The sequence below is a fragment of the Aeromonas sp. S2(2024) genome (genome assembly GCF_041402505.1).
Lineage (GTDB): Bacteria > Pseudomonadota > Gammaproteobacteria > Enterobacterales > Aeromonadaceae > Aeromonas > Aeromonas media.
Genome location: NZ_JBGLRL010000001.1, coordinates 62409 through 78512 on the forward strand (window position 1 = coordinate 62409; position 16104 = coordinate 78512).

General features: G+C 63.3%; 10 protein-coding genes and 1 pseudogene. 5 read left to right on the forward strand and 6 right to left on the reverse strand.

Going from position 1 to position 16104, the window contains the following annotated elements:
* Nucleotides 1–7: 7 nt before the first annotated feature.
* Genes rnhB through accA form a run of 3 tightly spaced genes read left to right on the forward strand, consistent with a single transcriptional unit; the run spans nucleotide 8 to nucleotide 5047 of the window.
* A complete protein-coding gene (gene rnhB, locus ACB039_RS00315; protein ID WP_042649522.1) occupies nucleotides 8–598 on the forward strand; it encodes a ribonuclease HII in 591 nt (196 codons plus the stop codon).
* Between the two features lie 2 nt (nucleotides 599–600).
* Entirely contained in the window at nucleotides 601–4080 is a 3480-nt protein-coding gene (gene dnaE, locus ACB039_RS00320; RefSeq protein WP_171272394.1) for a DNA polymerase III subunit alpha, read from the forward strand.
* Nucleotides 4081–4096: 16 nt separating this feature from the next.
* Nucleotides 4097–5047, forward strand: a complete 951-nt coding sequence (accA, locus tag ACB039_RS00325) for an acetyl-CoA carboxylase carboxyl transferase subunit alpha (protein ID WP_005330832.1) — start codon at nucleotides 4097–4099, stop codon at nucleotides 5045–5047.
* 74 nt (nucleotides 5048–5121) lie between these two features.
* On the opposite strand, the gene ACB039_RS00330 is transcribed toward accA, so the two are convergent.
* Nucleotides 5122–6528, reverse strand: coding sequence for an MATE family efflux transporter (locus ACB039_RS00330; protein ID WP_182310440.1), 1407 nt, complete (start codon nucleotides 6526–6528; stop codon nucleotides 5122–5124).
* A gap of 101 nt (nucleotides 6529–6629) precedes the next feature.
* The gene (locus ACB039_RS00335) at nucleotides 6630–7538 is read right to left on the reverse strand and encodes a LysR family transcriptional regulator (RefSeq protein ID WP_182310441.1); all 909 of its coding nucleotides are present in this window, start codon (nucleotides 7536–7538) and stop codon (nucleotides 6630–6632) included.
* A 498-nt stretch (nucleotides 7539–8036) separates the two neighbouring features.
* On the opposite strand from ACB039_RS00335, the gene ACB039_RS00340 reads away from it, so the two are divergent.
* The gene (locus ACB039_RS00340) at nucleotides 8037–9329 is read left to right on the forward strand and encodes an HAAAP family serine/threonine permease (RefSeq protein ID WP_041206253.1); all 1293 of its coding nucleotides are present in this window, start codon (nucleotides 8037–8039) and stop codon (nucleotides 9327–9329) included.
* A 135-nt stretch (nucleotides 9330–9464) separates the two neighbouring features.
* A complete protein-coding gene (yjeH, locus tag ACB039_RS00345) occupies nucleotides 9465–10745 on the forward strand; it encodes an L-methionine/branched-chain amino acid transporter (protein ID WP_371164898.1) in 1281 nt (426 codons plus the stop codon).
* 40 nt (nucleotides 10746–10785) lie between these two features.
* Here yjeH and ACB039_RS00350 read toward each other — a convergent pair.
* The 4 genes and pseudogenes from ACB039_RS00350 to ACB039_RS00365 form a co-directional block, all read right to left on the reverse strand.
* Nucleotides 10786–11324: pseudogene (locus ACB039_RS00350) on the reverse strand (GNAT family N-acetyltransferase).
* Nucleotides 11325–11407: 83 nt separating this feature from the next.
* The gene (locus ACB039_RS00355) at nucleotides 11408–13141 is read right to left on the reverse strand and encodes an ABC-F family ATP-binding cassette domain-containing protein (protein ID WP_371164899.1); all 1734 of its coding nucleotides are present in this window, start codon (nucleotides 13139–13141) and stop codon (nucleotides 11408–11410) included.
* 358 nt (nucleotides 13142–13499) lie between these two features.
* The gene (locus ACB039_RS00360) at nucleotides 13500–13937 is read right to left on the reverse strand and encodes a PliI family lysozyme inhibitor of I-type lysozyme (RefSeq protein WP_005324536.1); all 438 of its coding nucleotides are present in this window, start codon (nucleotides 13935–13937) and stop codon (nucleotides 13500–13502) included.
* Nucleotides 13938–14051: 114 nt separating this feature from the next.
* The gene (locus ACB039_RS00365) at nucleotides 14052–16082 is read right to left on the reverse strand and encodes a M13 family metallopeptidase (protein ID WP_371164900.1); all 2031 of its coding nucleotides are present in this window, start codon (nucleotides 16080–16082) and stop codon (nucleotides 14052–14054) included.
* Between the last annotated feature and the right edge of the window lie 22 nt (nucleotides 16083–16104).

The following is a 16104-nucleotide window of genomic DNA, read 5'->3' on the forward strand; positions in this document are numbered from 1 at the left end:
CTGTGATATGACGATCGATATTCCACAAGACAAGCTGGTTGCCGGGGTTGACGAGGTGGGTCGCGGCCCTCTGGTGGGTGACGTGGTCACCGCCGCGGTGATCCTGGACCCCGCCAATCCCGTTGAAGGCCTCGCCGACTCCAAGAAGCTCTCCGAGAAGAAGCGCCTCGCCCTGTACGGCGAGATCAAGGCAAAGGCCCTGGCCTGGTCCATAGGCCGCGCCACCCCGCAGGAGATCGACGAGCTCAACATACTGCACGCTACCATGCTGGCCATGCAGCGCGCAGTGGCGGGCCTCTCCATGACACCAGAACTGGTCTTTATCGACGGCAACCGCTGTCCGGCTCTGCCGATGGAGGCGCGCGCCGTGGTCAAGGGCGACAGCCTGGTGGCCGCCATCAGCGCCGCCTCCATCCTTGCCAAGGTGACCCGGGATGCCGAGATGACCGAGCTGGATAGCCGCCATCCCGAGTACGGCTTCGCCCGCCACAAGGGTTATCCCACTGCCGAACACCTCGCCATATTGGCCGAGCGCGGCCCCCTGCCCGAATATCGGCAGAGCTTCAAACCGGTGCGCCGGGCGCTGGGGATCGAATAACCATGGCCGATCCTCGCTTCGTCCACCTGCGGGTCCACTCCGACTTCTCCATGGTCGATGGCCTGCAAAAGATTGGCCCCATCGTCTCGGCGGCCGCGGCCAACAACATGCCGGCGCTGGCCCTGACCGACCAGATGAACATGTGCGGTCTGGTGCGCTTCTATGGCTCCGCCCACGGCAAGGGGATCAAGCCCATCGTCGGTGCGGATTTCTGGGTGCAGAGCGATGAGCTCGGCGACGAGCAGTTCCGCCTCACCCTGCTCGCCATGGACAACGACGGCTACCAGAACATCACCCTGCTCATCTCCCGCGGCTACCAGCGCGGCCACGTGCAGGGGCAACCCGTCATCGACAAGGGCTGGCTGGTCGAACACGCCAAGGGGGTGATAGTGCTCTGTGGCGGGCGCGAGGGGGATCTCGGCAAGTTCCTGCTCAAGGGCAACCGCCAGATGGTGGAGCAGAGTCTCGCCTTCTACCGGACCCACTTCCCGGATGCCTACTACCTGGAGCTGCTGCGCACCGGCCGACCCGACGAAGAGGTCTACCTGCACATGGCGGTGGCCATCGCCGCCGAGTTCGATCTGCCCGTGGTGGCCACCAACGAGGTGGTATTCCTCGGGGCCGACGACTTCGATGCCCACGAGATCCGGGTCGCCATCCACGACGGCTACACCCTGATGGACAAGCGCCGTCCGCGCCGCTACAGCCCGCAGCAGTACCTGCGCAGTCAGGAAGAAATGTGCGAGTTGTTTGCCGACATCCCGGAGGCGCTGGAAAACACGGTGGAGATCGCCAAGCGTTGCAACGTGACGGTGCGTCTGGGGGAGTATTTCCTGCCGAACTTCCCGACCGGCGACATGACCACCGAAGACTTCCTGGTGATGAAGTCCAAGGAAGGGTTGGAAGACCGCCTGGCCTTCCTGTTCCCGGATCCCGAGGTACGCGCCGCCAAGCGTGGCGAATACGACGAGCGCCTCGACATCGAGCTCAAGGTGATCAACCAGATGGGCTTCCCGGGTTACTTCCTCATCGTGATGGAGTTTATCCAGTGGTCCAAGGACAACGGCATCCCCGTTGGCCCGGGTCGGGGATCGGGGGCGGGATCGCTCGTGGCCTATGCCCTCAAGATCACCGATCTGGATCCCCTCGAGTTTGATCTGCTGTTCGAACGTTTCTTGAACCCCGAGCGGGTTTCCATGCCGGACTTCGACGTCGACTTCTGCATGGACAGACGGGACGAGGTGATCGAGCACGTCTCCGAGATGTATGGCCGGGAGGCGGTGTCCCAGATCATCACCTTCGGCAGCATGGCGGCAAAGGCTGTGGTGCGCGATGTGGGCCGTGTGCTGGGCCACCCCTATGGGTTCGTGGATCGCATCTCTAAGCTGATCCCGCCGGATCCGGGCATGACGCTGGCCAAGGCGTTCGAGGCCGAGCCCAAGTTGCCGGAGCTCTACGAGCAGGACGAGGAGGTCAAGGACCTCATCGACATGGCGCGCCGGCTGGAAGGTGTGGTGCGCAATGCCGGCAAACACGCCGGTGGCGTGGTGATAGCCCCCACCAAGATCACCGACTTCGCGCCGCTCTACTGCGACGATTCCGGCCACCACCCGGTGACCCAGTTCGACAAGAACGACGTGGAGTACGCGGGCCTGGTGAAGTTCGACTTCCTGGGGCTGCGGACCCTCACCATCATCGACTGGGCGCTCGGCATGATCAACCCGCGCCTGGCCAAGGAGGGCAAGCCGCCGGTCGACATCGCCGCCATCCCCATCGATGACAAGAAGTCGTTCGCCCTCTTGCAGCGCTTCGAGACCACGGCGGTATTCCAGCTTGAATCTCGCGGCATGAAGGATCTCATCAAGCGGCTGCAGCCCGACTGCTTCGAAGACATGATCGCCCTGGTGGCCCTGTTCCGACCCGGCCCGCTGCAGTCCGGCATGGTGGACAACTTCATCGAGCGCAAGCACGGCAAGGAGGCCATCTCCTACCCGGACGAGAAGTGGCAGCACGAGAGCCTCAAACCCATACTGGAGCCCACCTACGGCATCATCCTCTACCAGGAGCAGGTGATGCAGATAGCCCAGGTGCTGGCGGGTTATACCCTGGGCGGCGCGGACATGCTGCGTCGGGCCATGGGCAAGAAGAACCCCGCCGAGATGGCCAAGCAGCGTTCCGGCTTCGAGGAAGGGGCGGTCAAGAACGGCGTCGACGGCGAACTGGCGATCAAGATCTTCGATCTGGTGGAGAAGTTTGCGGGTTACGGCTTCAACAAGTCGCACTCCGCCGCCTACGCGCTGGTCTCCTACCAGACGCTCTGGCTCAAGACCCACTTCCCGGCCGAGTTCATGGCGGCGGTCATGACCGCCGACATGGACAACACCGACAAGATAGTGACCCTGGTGGACGAGTGTCAGCGCATGGGGCTCACCGTCATACCCCCTGACGTGAACACCGGCCGCTATCGCTTCTCGGTCAACGAAGATGGCCATATCGTCTACGGTATCGGTGCGGTGAAGGGGGTCGGTGAGGGCCCCATAGATGCGATTCTTAGCGCGCGGGATCAGGATGGCCCGTTCCGCGACCTGTTCGATTTCTGCAACCGGGTCGACATCAAGAAGCTCAACAAGCGGGTGATGGAAAAACTCATCCTCTCCGGTGCCATGGACCGGCTCGGGCCGCACCGCGCCGCCCTGATGGCGACGCTGGAGGAGGCGATGCGCGCCGCCGAACAGCACGCCAAGGCCCAGGCGGTGGGGCAGGTCGACATGTTCGGGGTGCTCACCGAGGAGATCGACGACGTCAAGAAGGCGTTCGCCAACGTGCCGCACTGGCCCGACAAGGTGTGGCTGGAAGGGGAGCGCGAGACCCTCGGGCTCTACCTGACCGGACACCCCATCAACCAGTACAGCAGCGAGCTGCGTCGCTATACCTCGGGCCGTTTGTGCGATCTGCATCCCACCTCCCGGGACACAGTGACCACGGCGGCGGGGCTGGTGATCGCGGCCCGCAGCATGGTGACCAAGCGCGGCAACAAGATGGGGATCTTCACCCTGGACGACAGATCCGGCCGTCTGGATGTGACCCTCTTCAGTGAAGCGCTGGAAAAATACGAAGAATTGATGCAAAAAGACCGTATTTTAGTGGTTTCTGGACAGGTCAGCTTTGATGACTTCTCCGGTGGCCTTAAAATGTCGGCCCGCGAATTGCTGGATATCAACGATGCGAGGGAGCGTTTCGCCAGGGCGATCCGCATTTCCCTCGATGAACAACGCATTGACGAACGCTTTTTCCCGCGTTTGTGCGAGATTTTGGAGCCCGCCCGTGCCGGAGTCTGTCCGGTTCAGGTAAACTATCGTCGGCCCGGCTCCCGGGCGCGATTGACGCTCGGTACCGAGTGGCGGGTGACGCCCACCGATCAACTGATAGATGACTTGCGAGTCCTGCTTGGACGAGAGCGGGTTGAATTGGTTTTTGATTAGAGGATCTATTGTCCCTATGAGTCTTTTTCTGGATTTTGAACAGCCGATCGCCGAATTGCAGGCACAGATCGATGAACTTCGCCATGTGAGCGAGCACAACAGTGCCGTGGATCTCAGCGAAGATATCCGTCGGCTGGAGAAGAAAAACGAAGAGCTGACCAAGAAGATCTTCGGCGATCTGGGTGCCTGGCAGGTGTCCCAGATGGCGCGTCATCCCCAGCGCCCCTACACCCTCGACTACATCGAGCAGATCTTTACCGACTTCGACGAGCTGGCCGGCGATCGCGCCTACGCCGATGACAAGGCCATCGTCGGCGGCATCGCCCGCCTGGACGGTGAGCCCGTCATGGTGATTGGTCAGCAGAAGGGTCGCGAGACCAAGGAGAAGATCCGTCGCAACTTCGGCATGCCGCGCCCGGAAGGATATCGCAAGGCTCTGCGCCTGATGGAGATGGCCGAGCGCTTCAAGATGCCGATCATCACCTTCATCGACACCCCGGGTGCCTATCCCGGCGTGGGTGCCGAGGAGCGTGGCCAGTCCGAGGCCATCGCCCGCAACCTGAAAGTGATGGCCGGCCTGACCGTGCCGGTGGTCTGCACCGTGATCGGTGAAGGCGGCTCCGGCGGCGCGCTCGCCATCGGCGTCGGCGATCGCGTCAACATGCTGCAGTACTCCACCTACTCCGTCATCTCGCCGGAAGGGTGCGCCTCCATCCTGTGGAAGAGCGCCGACAAGGCCCCGGTGGCCGCCGATGCCATGGGCATCACGGCCCAGCGCCTGAAGGAGCTGAAGCTCATCGACAGCATCGTCGAAGAGCCCCTCGGCGGCGCCCACCGCAACGTGGAGCTGATGGCCCAGCGTCTGAAGGATCGCATCAAGCAAGACTTGGCGGCCTTGCGCCCGCTGGACAGCGACCAGTTGCTGGAGCAGCGCTACCAGCGTCTGCTGGGTTACGGCTACTGCTAACGCCCCTCTGCATCTGTTGTGAAAAGTCCCCGCATTGCGGGGACTTTTTTATGGGCGACAGAAAACCTGAGATCTCATCTCGTCATCACCTCTTCCCTCACCTGTACCAGGGGGCGGCGCGGGTGGCGGGGGGCTTTGGCCTGCGTGAGGCGACGCCACTCCCGCCACAGCAGCCAGCACAGGGGCGGGGTCAGCAGCAGTACGGTTGCGGGCTGGGCCAGCAGCACACCGTCGCGGCCCCACCAGAGCGGCAGCAGGAAGATGAGGGGCAGCAGCAGTGTCGTCTTGGCGGCCGAGATGACCAGGGCCTGGCGGGTGCGAGCCATGGATTGCAGCAGCACTATGCCGAACATGATGATCCCCTCCAGCGGTATGGCGGCGAGGTTGAGAGTCAGGCTGCTGACGGCGGCGGCCAGCAGCTCGGCATCCTGTTCCCCGGTATAGAGCATGGCGACCTGACGGGGCAGCAGCTGGATAAGCAGCCAGACCGCCAGACCGTAGATGAGAGTGATCTTGAGCCCCATGACCACCAGGAATCTGAGATCCCGCTGGCGTCCGGCTCCGGTGGCCTGGCTGATCAACGGCTGAATGCCGAAGGCCAGCCCCTGCAGGATCACGATGAACACCGCCTCGGTGTAACCCGCCACGGTGAAGCCCGCCAGATCCTTGACCGAGCCGTGCACCATCAGCTGGCTGTTGTGCAGCAGCAACAACAGTCCCAGGTTGAACTGGGCGATCAGGCTCGGCAGCCCGGTGAACAGCAGCTTGGGCATGGCCGGGAAGCAGGGCACCAGCTGGCGCCATTCCAGCCGCAACCTGGCGCGGGAGGTAAAGAAATAGCCGAGGCCAAGCAGACTGACCACCCCTTCCGAGATGAGGGTGGCCTGGGCCGTACCCACCAGTCCCAGCCCCAGGCGGCCGACCATGATGTAGTTGAGCAGTATGTTGAGCAGGGCACCGCCGCTCACCAGCACCATGGCGAGGCGAGGTCGGCCGTCGTTGCGCAGCAGATAGGGCACCGCCAGGTTGCTGGCCAGCAGCAGGGTGCCGCCACCGATCCAGGTGAGGTAGTCACTGGCCTGCTGCCAGGCGTCGCTATCCTGGTCAATGCCCAGGGTCAGCAGGATGTCGATGTGCCAGTGGTGCAGCAGCAGCGGCGCCAGGGCCCCCAACAGCCCCAGCAGCCAGAATGCATTGACCAGTGCCTGGCGAGCCAGGGCGAGGTTTCTGGCACCCTGCTGGAGGGAGATGGCGGTCGCCGCCCCCATGGCGATCATGGCGGCGAGGCCGATCAGCACCATGATGACCGGATAGACCAGGTTGATCCCGGCGAGACCGGCGGCGCCCACATAGTGGCCGACGAAGATGCCATCCACCAGGTAATAGGCACCGGAGACCAGCATGGCCATGATGGAGGGGAGGGCATAGCCCCAGAAACGACGGGTCATGGCCCGCTGGCGGCGAATGAAATAGGCTGACATAGCTGTGCTTCTGCGGGTTGGGGGATCGAAGGCACAGTGTAGATTCTTATCTTTCTATTGATAATCCGGTCTTTATTTGATGGATTGATGAATACTACTCATCAGTATTGCGGGCTATGATGGGCCTTCAACATGTCTATCAGGGCCCGCAGGCCTTGGCCCAGCTGGTGGCGGCTGGGATAGTAGAGATGGAAGCCGGCAAAGGTGGGGCTCCATTCGGCCAACACCGTCACCAGTCGCCCCGCTGCCAGGGCATCGCTCACCTCCTCCTCGTAGCAGTAGGCCAGCCCCAGGCCGGCCTCGGCCGCCCCCAGGTAGAGGGCGGGGGTGCTGGTGGTCAGCGGCCCGCTCACCTCGATCTCCAGCAGCTCGCCATCGGCGGCAAAGGCCCAGCGATAGTGGTGATGGGGGGTGAGGCGATAACCGATGCAGTCGTGCTGACGAAGATCCGAGGGGTGGCGAGGGATGCCGCGCCTTGCCAGGTAGTCGGGGGAGCCCACCACCAGGTAGCGCTGCAACGGACCCAGGGGCACGGCGATCATCTCCTTGGGCAGTATGTCCCCATAGAAGAGGGCGGCATCATAGCCATCCTCGATGAGGCGCGGTATCAGCTCCAGCTCCACCACCTCCACCTGCATGCGCGGATAGCGCACCAGATAGTCGATAAGCACAGGGGCCAGCACCTCCTGAATGGCGGCCCTGGGCGCACAGATCTTCAACCTGCCGACCGGTTCATCGCCATGGCGAGTCAGCTCTTCCAGCGCCTCCTCCAGCTGACCCAGGGTCGGCAGCAACTGCGTCAGCAAGCGTTCCCCCGCATCGGTCGGCACCACGGCCCGGGTGCTGCGATTGAGCAACCTGATCCCCAGACGACTCTCCAAGCCCTTGAGGGAATGGCTCAGGGCCGAGGCCGAGACCCCGAGTTCGAGGGCGGCCCTGCTGAAACTGCGGTGGCGGGCGACGGCGGCAAATACCGCCAGTTCGGCAAGATCGGTGCGGGTGATGGTCATGTTCAGCAAGCGGCAGAGGGGGAAAACCAAGGGTACGCCAAGGGAGGGCGGGAGACAATCGGCCCGCTGTTGCGGGGGTTGTAACTGCTTTGTTGCTCTTTTCAGGGGTGTTTTAAACCACCACCTATTTTTGATTTGTTAAAAAAATTTCGCAACATGGCGTATGTAATGTGATCTTGCTCGTTTGAAAAGCGACTGGAATCAAACTTTGGTTGATTAATTCAAAAAAACGCTGTGATTAATAGGGCCTTTTAACTAGAGTCAGCTCATCGGATGAGGTGGCCGTTGCCAATTTGTTAAATGGCGCGAGCGACACCCTCAGCATCATGATCTCATGCCTTCGTTTGTTGCGATTTGGTTGTCACATGGAGTGATGGCCAAATGGCCGGGGCCTGAGAATAAAAAAAGGACGAACAGCAGGTGTTCCAGGGAGAGGGAACCGGGCCCATGCCCACCGACTAGTAAGAATCCACTTTCCTTGATGACAGGAACATCCCTATGTCTGACATGAATATTGCAGTTGAAGGCAGCTTGAGCAAAGCCTCCTCCCGTGGCATCAACAAGGCCGATCTGGTCTGGATGCTGGGTCTGTACGGTACCGCCATCGGTGCCGGTGTCCTCTTCCTGCCGATCAATGCCGGCGTCGGTGGCCTCTGGCCACTGGTGGCCATGCTGGTGCTGGCCCTGCCGCTGACCTTCTTTGCCCACCGTGGCCTGACCCGCTTCGTGCTGTCCGGCTCCACCCGTGATGGTGACATCACCGAAGTAGTGGAAGAGCATTTCGGCAAGACTGCAGGCAAGTTCATCACCCTGCTCTACTTCTTTGCCATCTACCCCATCCTGCTGATGTACTCGGTGGCCATCACCAACACCGTCGAGAGCCTGATGGTTCACCAGCTGGGCATGACGGCGCCTCCCCGTGCCATCCTGTCGCTGGTGCTGATCCTGGGTCTGATGGCGATCGTTCGCCTCGGCGGCCAAGTGATCGTCAAGGCGATGAGCGTGCTGGTGTTCCCCTTCGTGATCACCCTGATGGGCCTGGCACTCTACCTGATCCCGCACTGGAACGGTGCCATTGTGACCGAAGCGCCTGCGCTGTCCGAGGCCTTCAACGGTGACTTCATCAAGACCCTGTGGCTGGCCATCCCTGTCATGGTGTTCTCCTTCAACCACTCCCCGATCATCTCCTCCTTCGCGGTGGACAACAAAGGCCGCTACGGCGAGAAGGCGGAGAAGAAGTGCAGCAACATCCTGCTGGGTGCCCACGTCATGATGGTGATGACAGTGATGTTCTTCGTATTCAGCTGCGTACTGAGCCTCTCCCCGGCTGACCTGGCGGCTGCCAAGGAACAGAACATCTCCATCCTCTCCTACCTGGCCAACCACTTCGACAACCCGGTGATCGCCACAGTAGCGCCGCTGATCGCCCTGGTTGCCATCAGTAAATCCTTCCTGGGTCACTACCTGGGTGCGCAAGAAGGCATGAACGGCCTGATGGCCAAGGCGCTGCGCGAGAAGGGCAAGAAGGTCGAGATCAAGCAGCTGAACAAGGTGACCGCTGTCTTCATGATCCTGACCACCTGGGCCATCGCCACCATCAACCCGAGCATCCTCGGCATGATCGAAGACCTGGGCGGCCCCATCATCGCCATGCTGCTGTTCCTGATGCCGATGTACGCCGTCGCCAAGATCCCGGCCATGCGCAAATACGCCGGCAACCTCAGCAACGGCTTCGTGACCCTGATTGGCCTGATCGCCATGTCCGGCATCATCTACAAGCTGATTGCCTGATAATTCCGGTTACGCTGTTGAATGAAGAAGCCGCCTCCCAAGAGGCGGCTTTCTTGTTTGCGGCGCAGAGTGCTTAACAAAGCCGTGGCAGCGGCCTAACATGGCAGGATGTTTTTCTAGACGGGACAAAAGGATATGTCTGGGTTGAAAAAGGATCTCGGGCTCTGGCAGGGGATGGGGTTGCTCGCCACCTCATTGCTCGGCACCGGGATCTTCGTGGTACCGGCGACAGCGGCGTCGCTGGCGGGAGGGGCGTCGCTCTGGGCCTGGGTGCTGCTCATCGTACTGGTGCTGCCCATCGCCTTCACCTTCGCCCGCCTCGGGCGCCGCTATCCCCATGCGGGCGGGGCGCCGCACCTCATCGGGCTCGCCTTTGGCAACGGCGCCGAGCGCTTCTCCGCCTTCCTGTTTCTGGCGGTGCTGCCGGTGGGGCTGCCTGCCGCCCTCACCATAGCCGCCGGTTTCTGGCACGCCTTGTTCGACATGGGGGAGTGGACCCTGTGGGCCATCCAGCTGCTGACCCTGCTCGGGGTCTTCCTGCTGGGGCTGCGGGGGGCGCGCTCCTCCGGCAACCTGCAACTGTTGATTGCCCTGGCCATATTGGGGCTGACCCTGCTCATCTGGTTCAAGGGGGATCTGAGCTGGCGCGACGCCGCCCGGCCGCTGCCGACGGCCGCCGAGTGGCCCGCCATGGGCACGGCGCTGGCGGTGATGTTCTGGTGCTTCGTGGGGCTGGAAGCCTTCGCCCACATGGGGGAGGAGTTCAAGCGACCGGAGCGGGACTATCCCCTGGCCCTGCTCGGCGGCGTCTTGCTGGCGGGTCTCATCTACTGGGTCCATTCCCTGGTGGTGCTCAAATACGGCCTCTATGGGGACGAGTCGACCAACGCTACCGCCATCCCGGCCCTGCTCTCCCTGCTGTTCGGCCCCACCGCCAAGTGGCTGGTGGCGGTGCTCGGCTATCTCTCCTGCTTCGCCAGCATCAACATCTACCTGCAAGGGTTTGCGCGCTTAATCTGGAGCATGGCGCGAGAGGGCAAGCTGCCCGTCTCCCTGGCCCGGCTGTCGGCCCGGGGCGCGCCCCTCAACGCCCTGTGCTGGGTGCTCGCCATCTGCCTCGTCTCCATCACATTGATCCTCTGGCTCAGGCTGCCGCTCGATGAACTCATCCGCTACGCCAACGGCAACTTTGTGCTGGTCTATCTGCTCTGCATGGCGGCGGGCTGGCGCCTGCTTGGCGGCACGGGCAAGGGGCTGGCGGGGGTGAGTGTCTTGCTCTGCGCAGCCGTGCTGGTGGCGCTCGCCTCCCAGGTGCTCTACGCCGTCGTGCTCAGTCTGGGGTACGCCTGTTTCTCCCTGTGGCGGCGCAGGCGCCGTCGCACGGCATCCGATGAAGGTGTCTGCGCCATCAAGTAACCCAAAAAAAGCCCCGCAGTGCGGGGCTTTTTGTTGCAGGTCACAGGTTGGTGGGCAGGTCGCTGCGCAAGATGGCGTAGTGGCGCAGGGAGATGAAGCCATCCCCTTGCGTTCGCACTCCCGCGCCGTACCTTCGTAATGAAAGCCGGCCCGCTCCAGCAGGCGGGCGGAGGGGAGGTTGGGCTCTTCCACCACCGCCAGCAGCCGATGCAGCGCTGTGGTGCGGTAAGTCAGCGGGAGCCACAGTCGCAGCGCCGCGCTCATCACCCCCTTGCCCCAGTGTTCGGGATAGAGCCAGTAGCCCAGCTCGGCTCGCCGGTGCTCAGGGTCGGCGTCGTTGTAGCCGATGGCCCCCAGCGGTTCGCCCGTGTGCCGGTCACGAACGAGGTGCCAGGCGCCGCGACCCGTGCGGGTCAGCTCGACGTACCAATCCATCTGGGCCTGGCATGCCGTCAGGCTGTCGTAGCTGACGCCGTAGTAGGCGATGACTCGCGGATCGGAGAGGCCGCGATAGATGTGGGGCAGGTCGGCCTCGGTGACGGGATTCAGCCTTATTTCTGGCGGTGTAGTTGAAGTCATGGTGGCTCCTTGCGGCCAGCCGTGGCTGGCCGCTTGTGTTGAGTCAAACAGGGGGGGATGGCCAAGGTGGTTTATGGCTGTGCTCATGATTCGACAAGCCCGAGCAGGCCGGCCAGCCTTGCCAGCTCATGGCGCCACTCTTGCTGCAGCCGCGGGGTCTGGTGCCTGGGCTTGCGGGCGAGATCGGCGGCCAGCAGGGCATCGAGCTCATACCAGCGGGCCAGCAGGGCCTCTTCGTCATCCTCCGCACTGGCAGTGGCCTGGCGGGCGTCGTGCCCGGATGGCCCGCCAGCTAGTGGCCTCTGCTGCTGGTCGATCAGCTCGGCATAGGCCCGCTCGGCACTGTGGGCCTCCTGGATGCGTCCGTCTCTGATCAGCCAGAAGCGGTTGCAACTGCGCTCGATCAGATCCCGGTCGTGGGAGACCAGCAAGACGCCCCCGGGGAAGGCGTTCAAGGCCTCGGCCAACTCCTCCTTGCCCGCCAGATCCAGGTGGTTGGTGGGTTCATCGAGCCAGAGCAGATGGTGGCTGCCGAGCGATAGGGCAAGAAACAGCAGCCTGGCCCGCTCGCCCCCGCTCAAGGCGTGCACCCGTTGGCCATGGCGGGAGTAGGGGAAGCCTGCGCGGATCAGCGCCTGGCGCCGTGTCACCTCCGGCAAGGGCGCCAGGGGATAGAGGGCGTCGCTCAGGGTGGCGTTGTCGTCCAGCTGCTGCAGGGACTGATCGTAGTAAGCGATGCTGGCGCCGGGGTGGCAGTACCAGCCTTCCCCCGCCACCTGCGAAGCCAGCTCACGCCAGCATTGGCGCAGCAGAGAGGACTTGCCGGTGCCATTGGCGCCGAGCAGGGCGACCCTGTCGCCAGCCCGCAACCAGAGATCCTCAGCCCGCAGCAGGGGCGGCAAGCCGGGGGCGGGGCGCACCTCGAGGGCTTCCAGTCGCATCAGTGCATCGGTGGGCAGTGCCTGCCCGTGCAGCTCGAGGCGCCAGGGGGCCGGCGCAGCGACCTGGCTCTGCTCCTCCTGCAGACGGATGATGCGTTTTTCCATGGACTTGGCCTGGCGCACCAGCTTCTCGTTGTCATACTCGCGCCCCCAGATGGCGAGGCGCTTGCTGCTGGCACTCAGGCGGTCTATCTCCTTTTGTTCGTCGGCCCGGCGCAGGCGGGCCTGCTCGTCCTCTTCGGCCAGCGCCACCCTGGCCTGATTGCAGGGCAGGGCGAAGCGGTGCAGTTGGCCATCTCGCAGGATCAGGGTCTCGCGGGTCACCCGATCGAGCAGGCGGGCATCGTGGGAGACCAGCACCAGGGCGCCCCGCCAGCCAAGGAGGAACTGCTCCAGCCAGAGCAGGGCGGGCAAGTCCAGATGGTTGCTGGGTTCATCGAGCAGCAGCAGGTTGGGCTGGCGCAACAGGGCGCGGCCTATCTGTAACCGGGTGTGCTGGCCGCCGCTCAGGGCGCTGGCGGGTAATTCGGCCTGCTCTTCGAGTTGCAGCTCGGTCAGCATCTTGTCCACCTGCCAGTCGGCGGCGGGGTCACCCCCCAGGGCATCCTGTAGCACTACGCGGGTGCCGAGCCCTTGCAGCCTTGGGGGCAGGTGCTGGGCCACGAACTCGCAGCGGCAGGGGGCGGCCTGCTGCACCCGTCCGTCATGGGGTTGCAACTCACCGGCCAGCAGGGCGAGCAGGGTGCTCTTGCCGCAGCCATTGGCGCCAATCAGGCCCAGGCGATCGCCGCTCTGGATGCCGAGATTGATGTGGTCAAACAGGGGGAGGTGTCCCGCAGTCATCTGCAGGGAGTGGGTACTCATCAGGGTCGTCATGCTCTTGCTCTCTTAAATCGCGGGATCAGAAATCCCTGTCATCAGGAGCGCTGGCGACAACGGTCGAGAAAGGTCTCGGTGTGGAAGGAGTCGGCTTTGCTCGAACCCGCTATCGCAGCGCGATGGTATGCAGGCAAGAGCAGGCAAATGTGCCGAACAGGCGGGCCGAAATGATCGGGCACGCTTGGATAACCATGTTTTACCTCCTTGTGTTTCGTTATGGCACGGTGCGGCGATTATAAGCGCAGAAAAAATAACCGTCTATTCACGGCGACGCCCTGCGGGGGAGGTGGGAAGGAACATCGTCAGATGCGGGGCAAAAAAACGCCCCGCTGGGCGGGGCGTGGTGATGGGTGTGTCAGTCGCGGGGGGTCTTGAGCGCCTGGATCACATCTTCATTGGGGGCCAGTCCCTCCACATGGTTGAAGCTGTCCAGCCCCTCCTGTGGATTGATGGTGAAGGCGTCGGCGCTCAGGTAGCTGCCGCTGCCGGCGCTTTCGACCACGACGATGAGCTCGGGCTGCTTGTCGCCATTGAGATCCAGCAGCTTGAGCTCCTTGATGCTGCCATCGCGCGGCAGCACCTTGCCGTCGATGAACTGATCCAGCGGGAACTGGGGGTTGGCGCCGGAGTAGAGGCGCACGTCGTAGCTGCCGGTGGAGGCAGGTTCGCCGCGCCCTTCGCTGACGGTCACTACCTGGCCTGAAGGGAGCGTCAGCTGTTTGAAGAACCCGTCCGCCGCCTGGCTGGCTAGGGGCAGGGTGAGCAGGCCGAGAGTAAGGAATAAGGCTTTCATGGATGTGACCCTTGTTGCTGCTTGTCTTGCGGTGTCAGTGGGCAGGGGCCTGGCCCCGCCCTGTCTGTGGTCGACCCGGGGCCGGTTGTCGGCCAGCCCCTGTCGACCCTGTGTTTACCAGATCTTGACCCGTTTGGCCGGATCAAGATAGAGCTTGTCACCCGGCTGGATGTTGAACGCCTCGTAGAAGGCGGGGATGTTCGGCACCACGCCGTTGACCCGGTACTCCGGCGGCGAGTGGGGATCCGAGGCGAGCAGCATCTGCATCAGCTCGGGGCGATACATGCCCTTCCATACCTGGGCCCAGCCGAGGAAGAAGCGCTGCTCGCCGGTGAAGCCGTCCAGCACCGGGGCCTCCTTGCCATCCAGCGACAGCAGGTAGGCCTTGTGGGCGATGGTAAGGCCGCCGAGATCGCCGATGTTCTCCCCCAGGGTGAACTGGCCGTTGACGTACTGCCCCTTGATGGGCTCGAAGCGGTTGTACTGAGCCACCAGCCGGCTGGTGCGGAAGCGAAACTCCTTGAGATCCTGGGGCGTCCACCAGTCGCGCATCACGCCGTCACCGTCGGATTTGGCGCCCTGATCATCAAAACCGTGACCCATCTCGTGGCCGATCACCCCGCCGATGGCGCCGTAGTTGACCGCGTCATCCGCCTGCATGTCGAAGAAGGGGGGCTGCAGGATGGCGGCCGGGAAGACGATCTCGTTGTTGCTCGGGTTGTAGTAGGCATTCACCGTCTGCGGCGACATGTGCCACTCGTCTCTGTCTACCGGCTTGCCGAGGCGTGCCAGGTTGTCGGCGTATTCGAAGGCGCGGGCCCGCTGCAGGTTGCCCACCAGATCATCGGCACGGATCGCGATGGCGCTGTAATCCTTCCACTTGTCCGGGTAGCCGATCTTGGGTCTGAACTTGGCGAGCTTGGCCAGGGCCTGGGTCTTGGTGGCTGGCGACATCCAGTCCAGCTCCTGGATGCTCTGGCCGTAGGCGGTGCGCAGGTTCTCCACCAGCTGCTCCATGCGGGCCTTGGCCTCTGGCGGGAAGTAGCGCTCCACGTAGAGCTTGCCCACTGCCTCGCCAAGGTTGTTGTCCAGCACCCCGAGCGCTCGCTCCCAGGGGGCGCGCTGCTTGGGCGTGCCGCTTAACGTGGTGCCGAAGAAGGCGAAGTTCTGGGCATCGGTCTGGCTGTCGAGGTAGGGGGCGAAGTCCGTGATGAGCTGCCACTTGAGGTAGGCCTGCCAGTCATTGACCGGGGTCTGCTGCATCACCTCGTTCAGGGCCGCAAGGTAGCTCGGCTGGCCGATGACCAGGCTCTGCTGCCCCGCAAGGCCGGCCTGGCCGAGATAGGCGTCCCAGTCGATGGTGGGGGCGAGGCGCTTGAGCTCGCTCACCGGCCCCTTGTTGTAGTTCTTCTCCCTGTCCCGCAGGGCCACGTTGTCCCACTGGATCTGGGCGAGCCGGGTCTCGAGGGCCAGGATACGCTTGGCCTTGGCCCCCGCATCCGCCTCGCCGAAGCGGCTCAGCATGGCGGCGATGTGCTGCTCGTATTTTTGCAGCAGCGCCTGGCTGGCGGCATCCGTCTTGAGATAGTAATCCCTGTCCGGCAGGCTGAGTCCGGATTGATAGAGGTAGACCGCATAGCTGTCCGGTGCCTTGGCGTCCGCGTCTATCCAGAAGCCGAACGGGGCGTTGCCACCGATGCGGCCGCTCTGGGCGAATGCGCGGGCGAGGTCCTGAGGGGTTCGGATCTGCTCTATCTCGCTCAGCATGGGCAACAGCGGCGCAGTGCCCTTGGCGTTGCGGGTATTCTGATCCAGATAGCTCTGGTAAAGATCCCGGATCTGCTGGGCCTGGGTGCCGGCGGCGGCCTTGCCGTCCAGCCCTTCCACCAGCACCCGCACGTCCGCCAGGGACTTGTCCCGCAGCATGTAGAAGGCGCCGTCGGCGGGCCTGTCGTCCGGGATCTTGGCGGTACCGAGCCAGTGGCCGTTCACGTAGCGGAAGAAGTCGTCACCGGGTTTGACCCGGGTGTCCATGTTGGCCAGCGCGAGGCCGGAGTGCTTGTCTGTCTGGTCCGGTCCCTGACTGCAGCCGGCCAGCAGGGCCAGCCCGATGAGGCCGGCCAGTATGCTTTTCTTATTGTTCATTTTTCTGATTCCAATTCGGGTT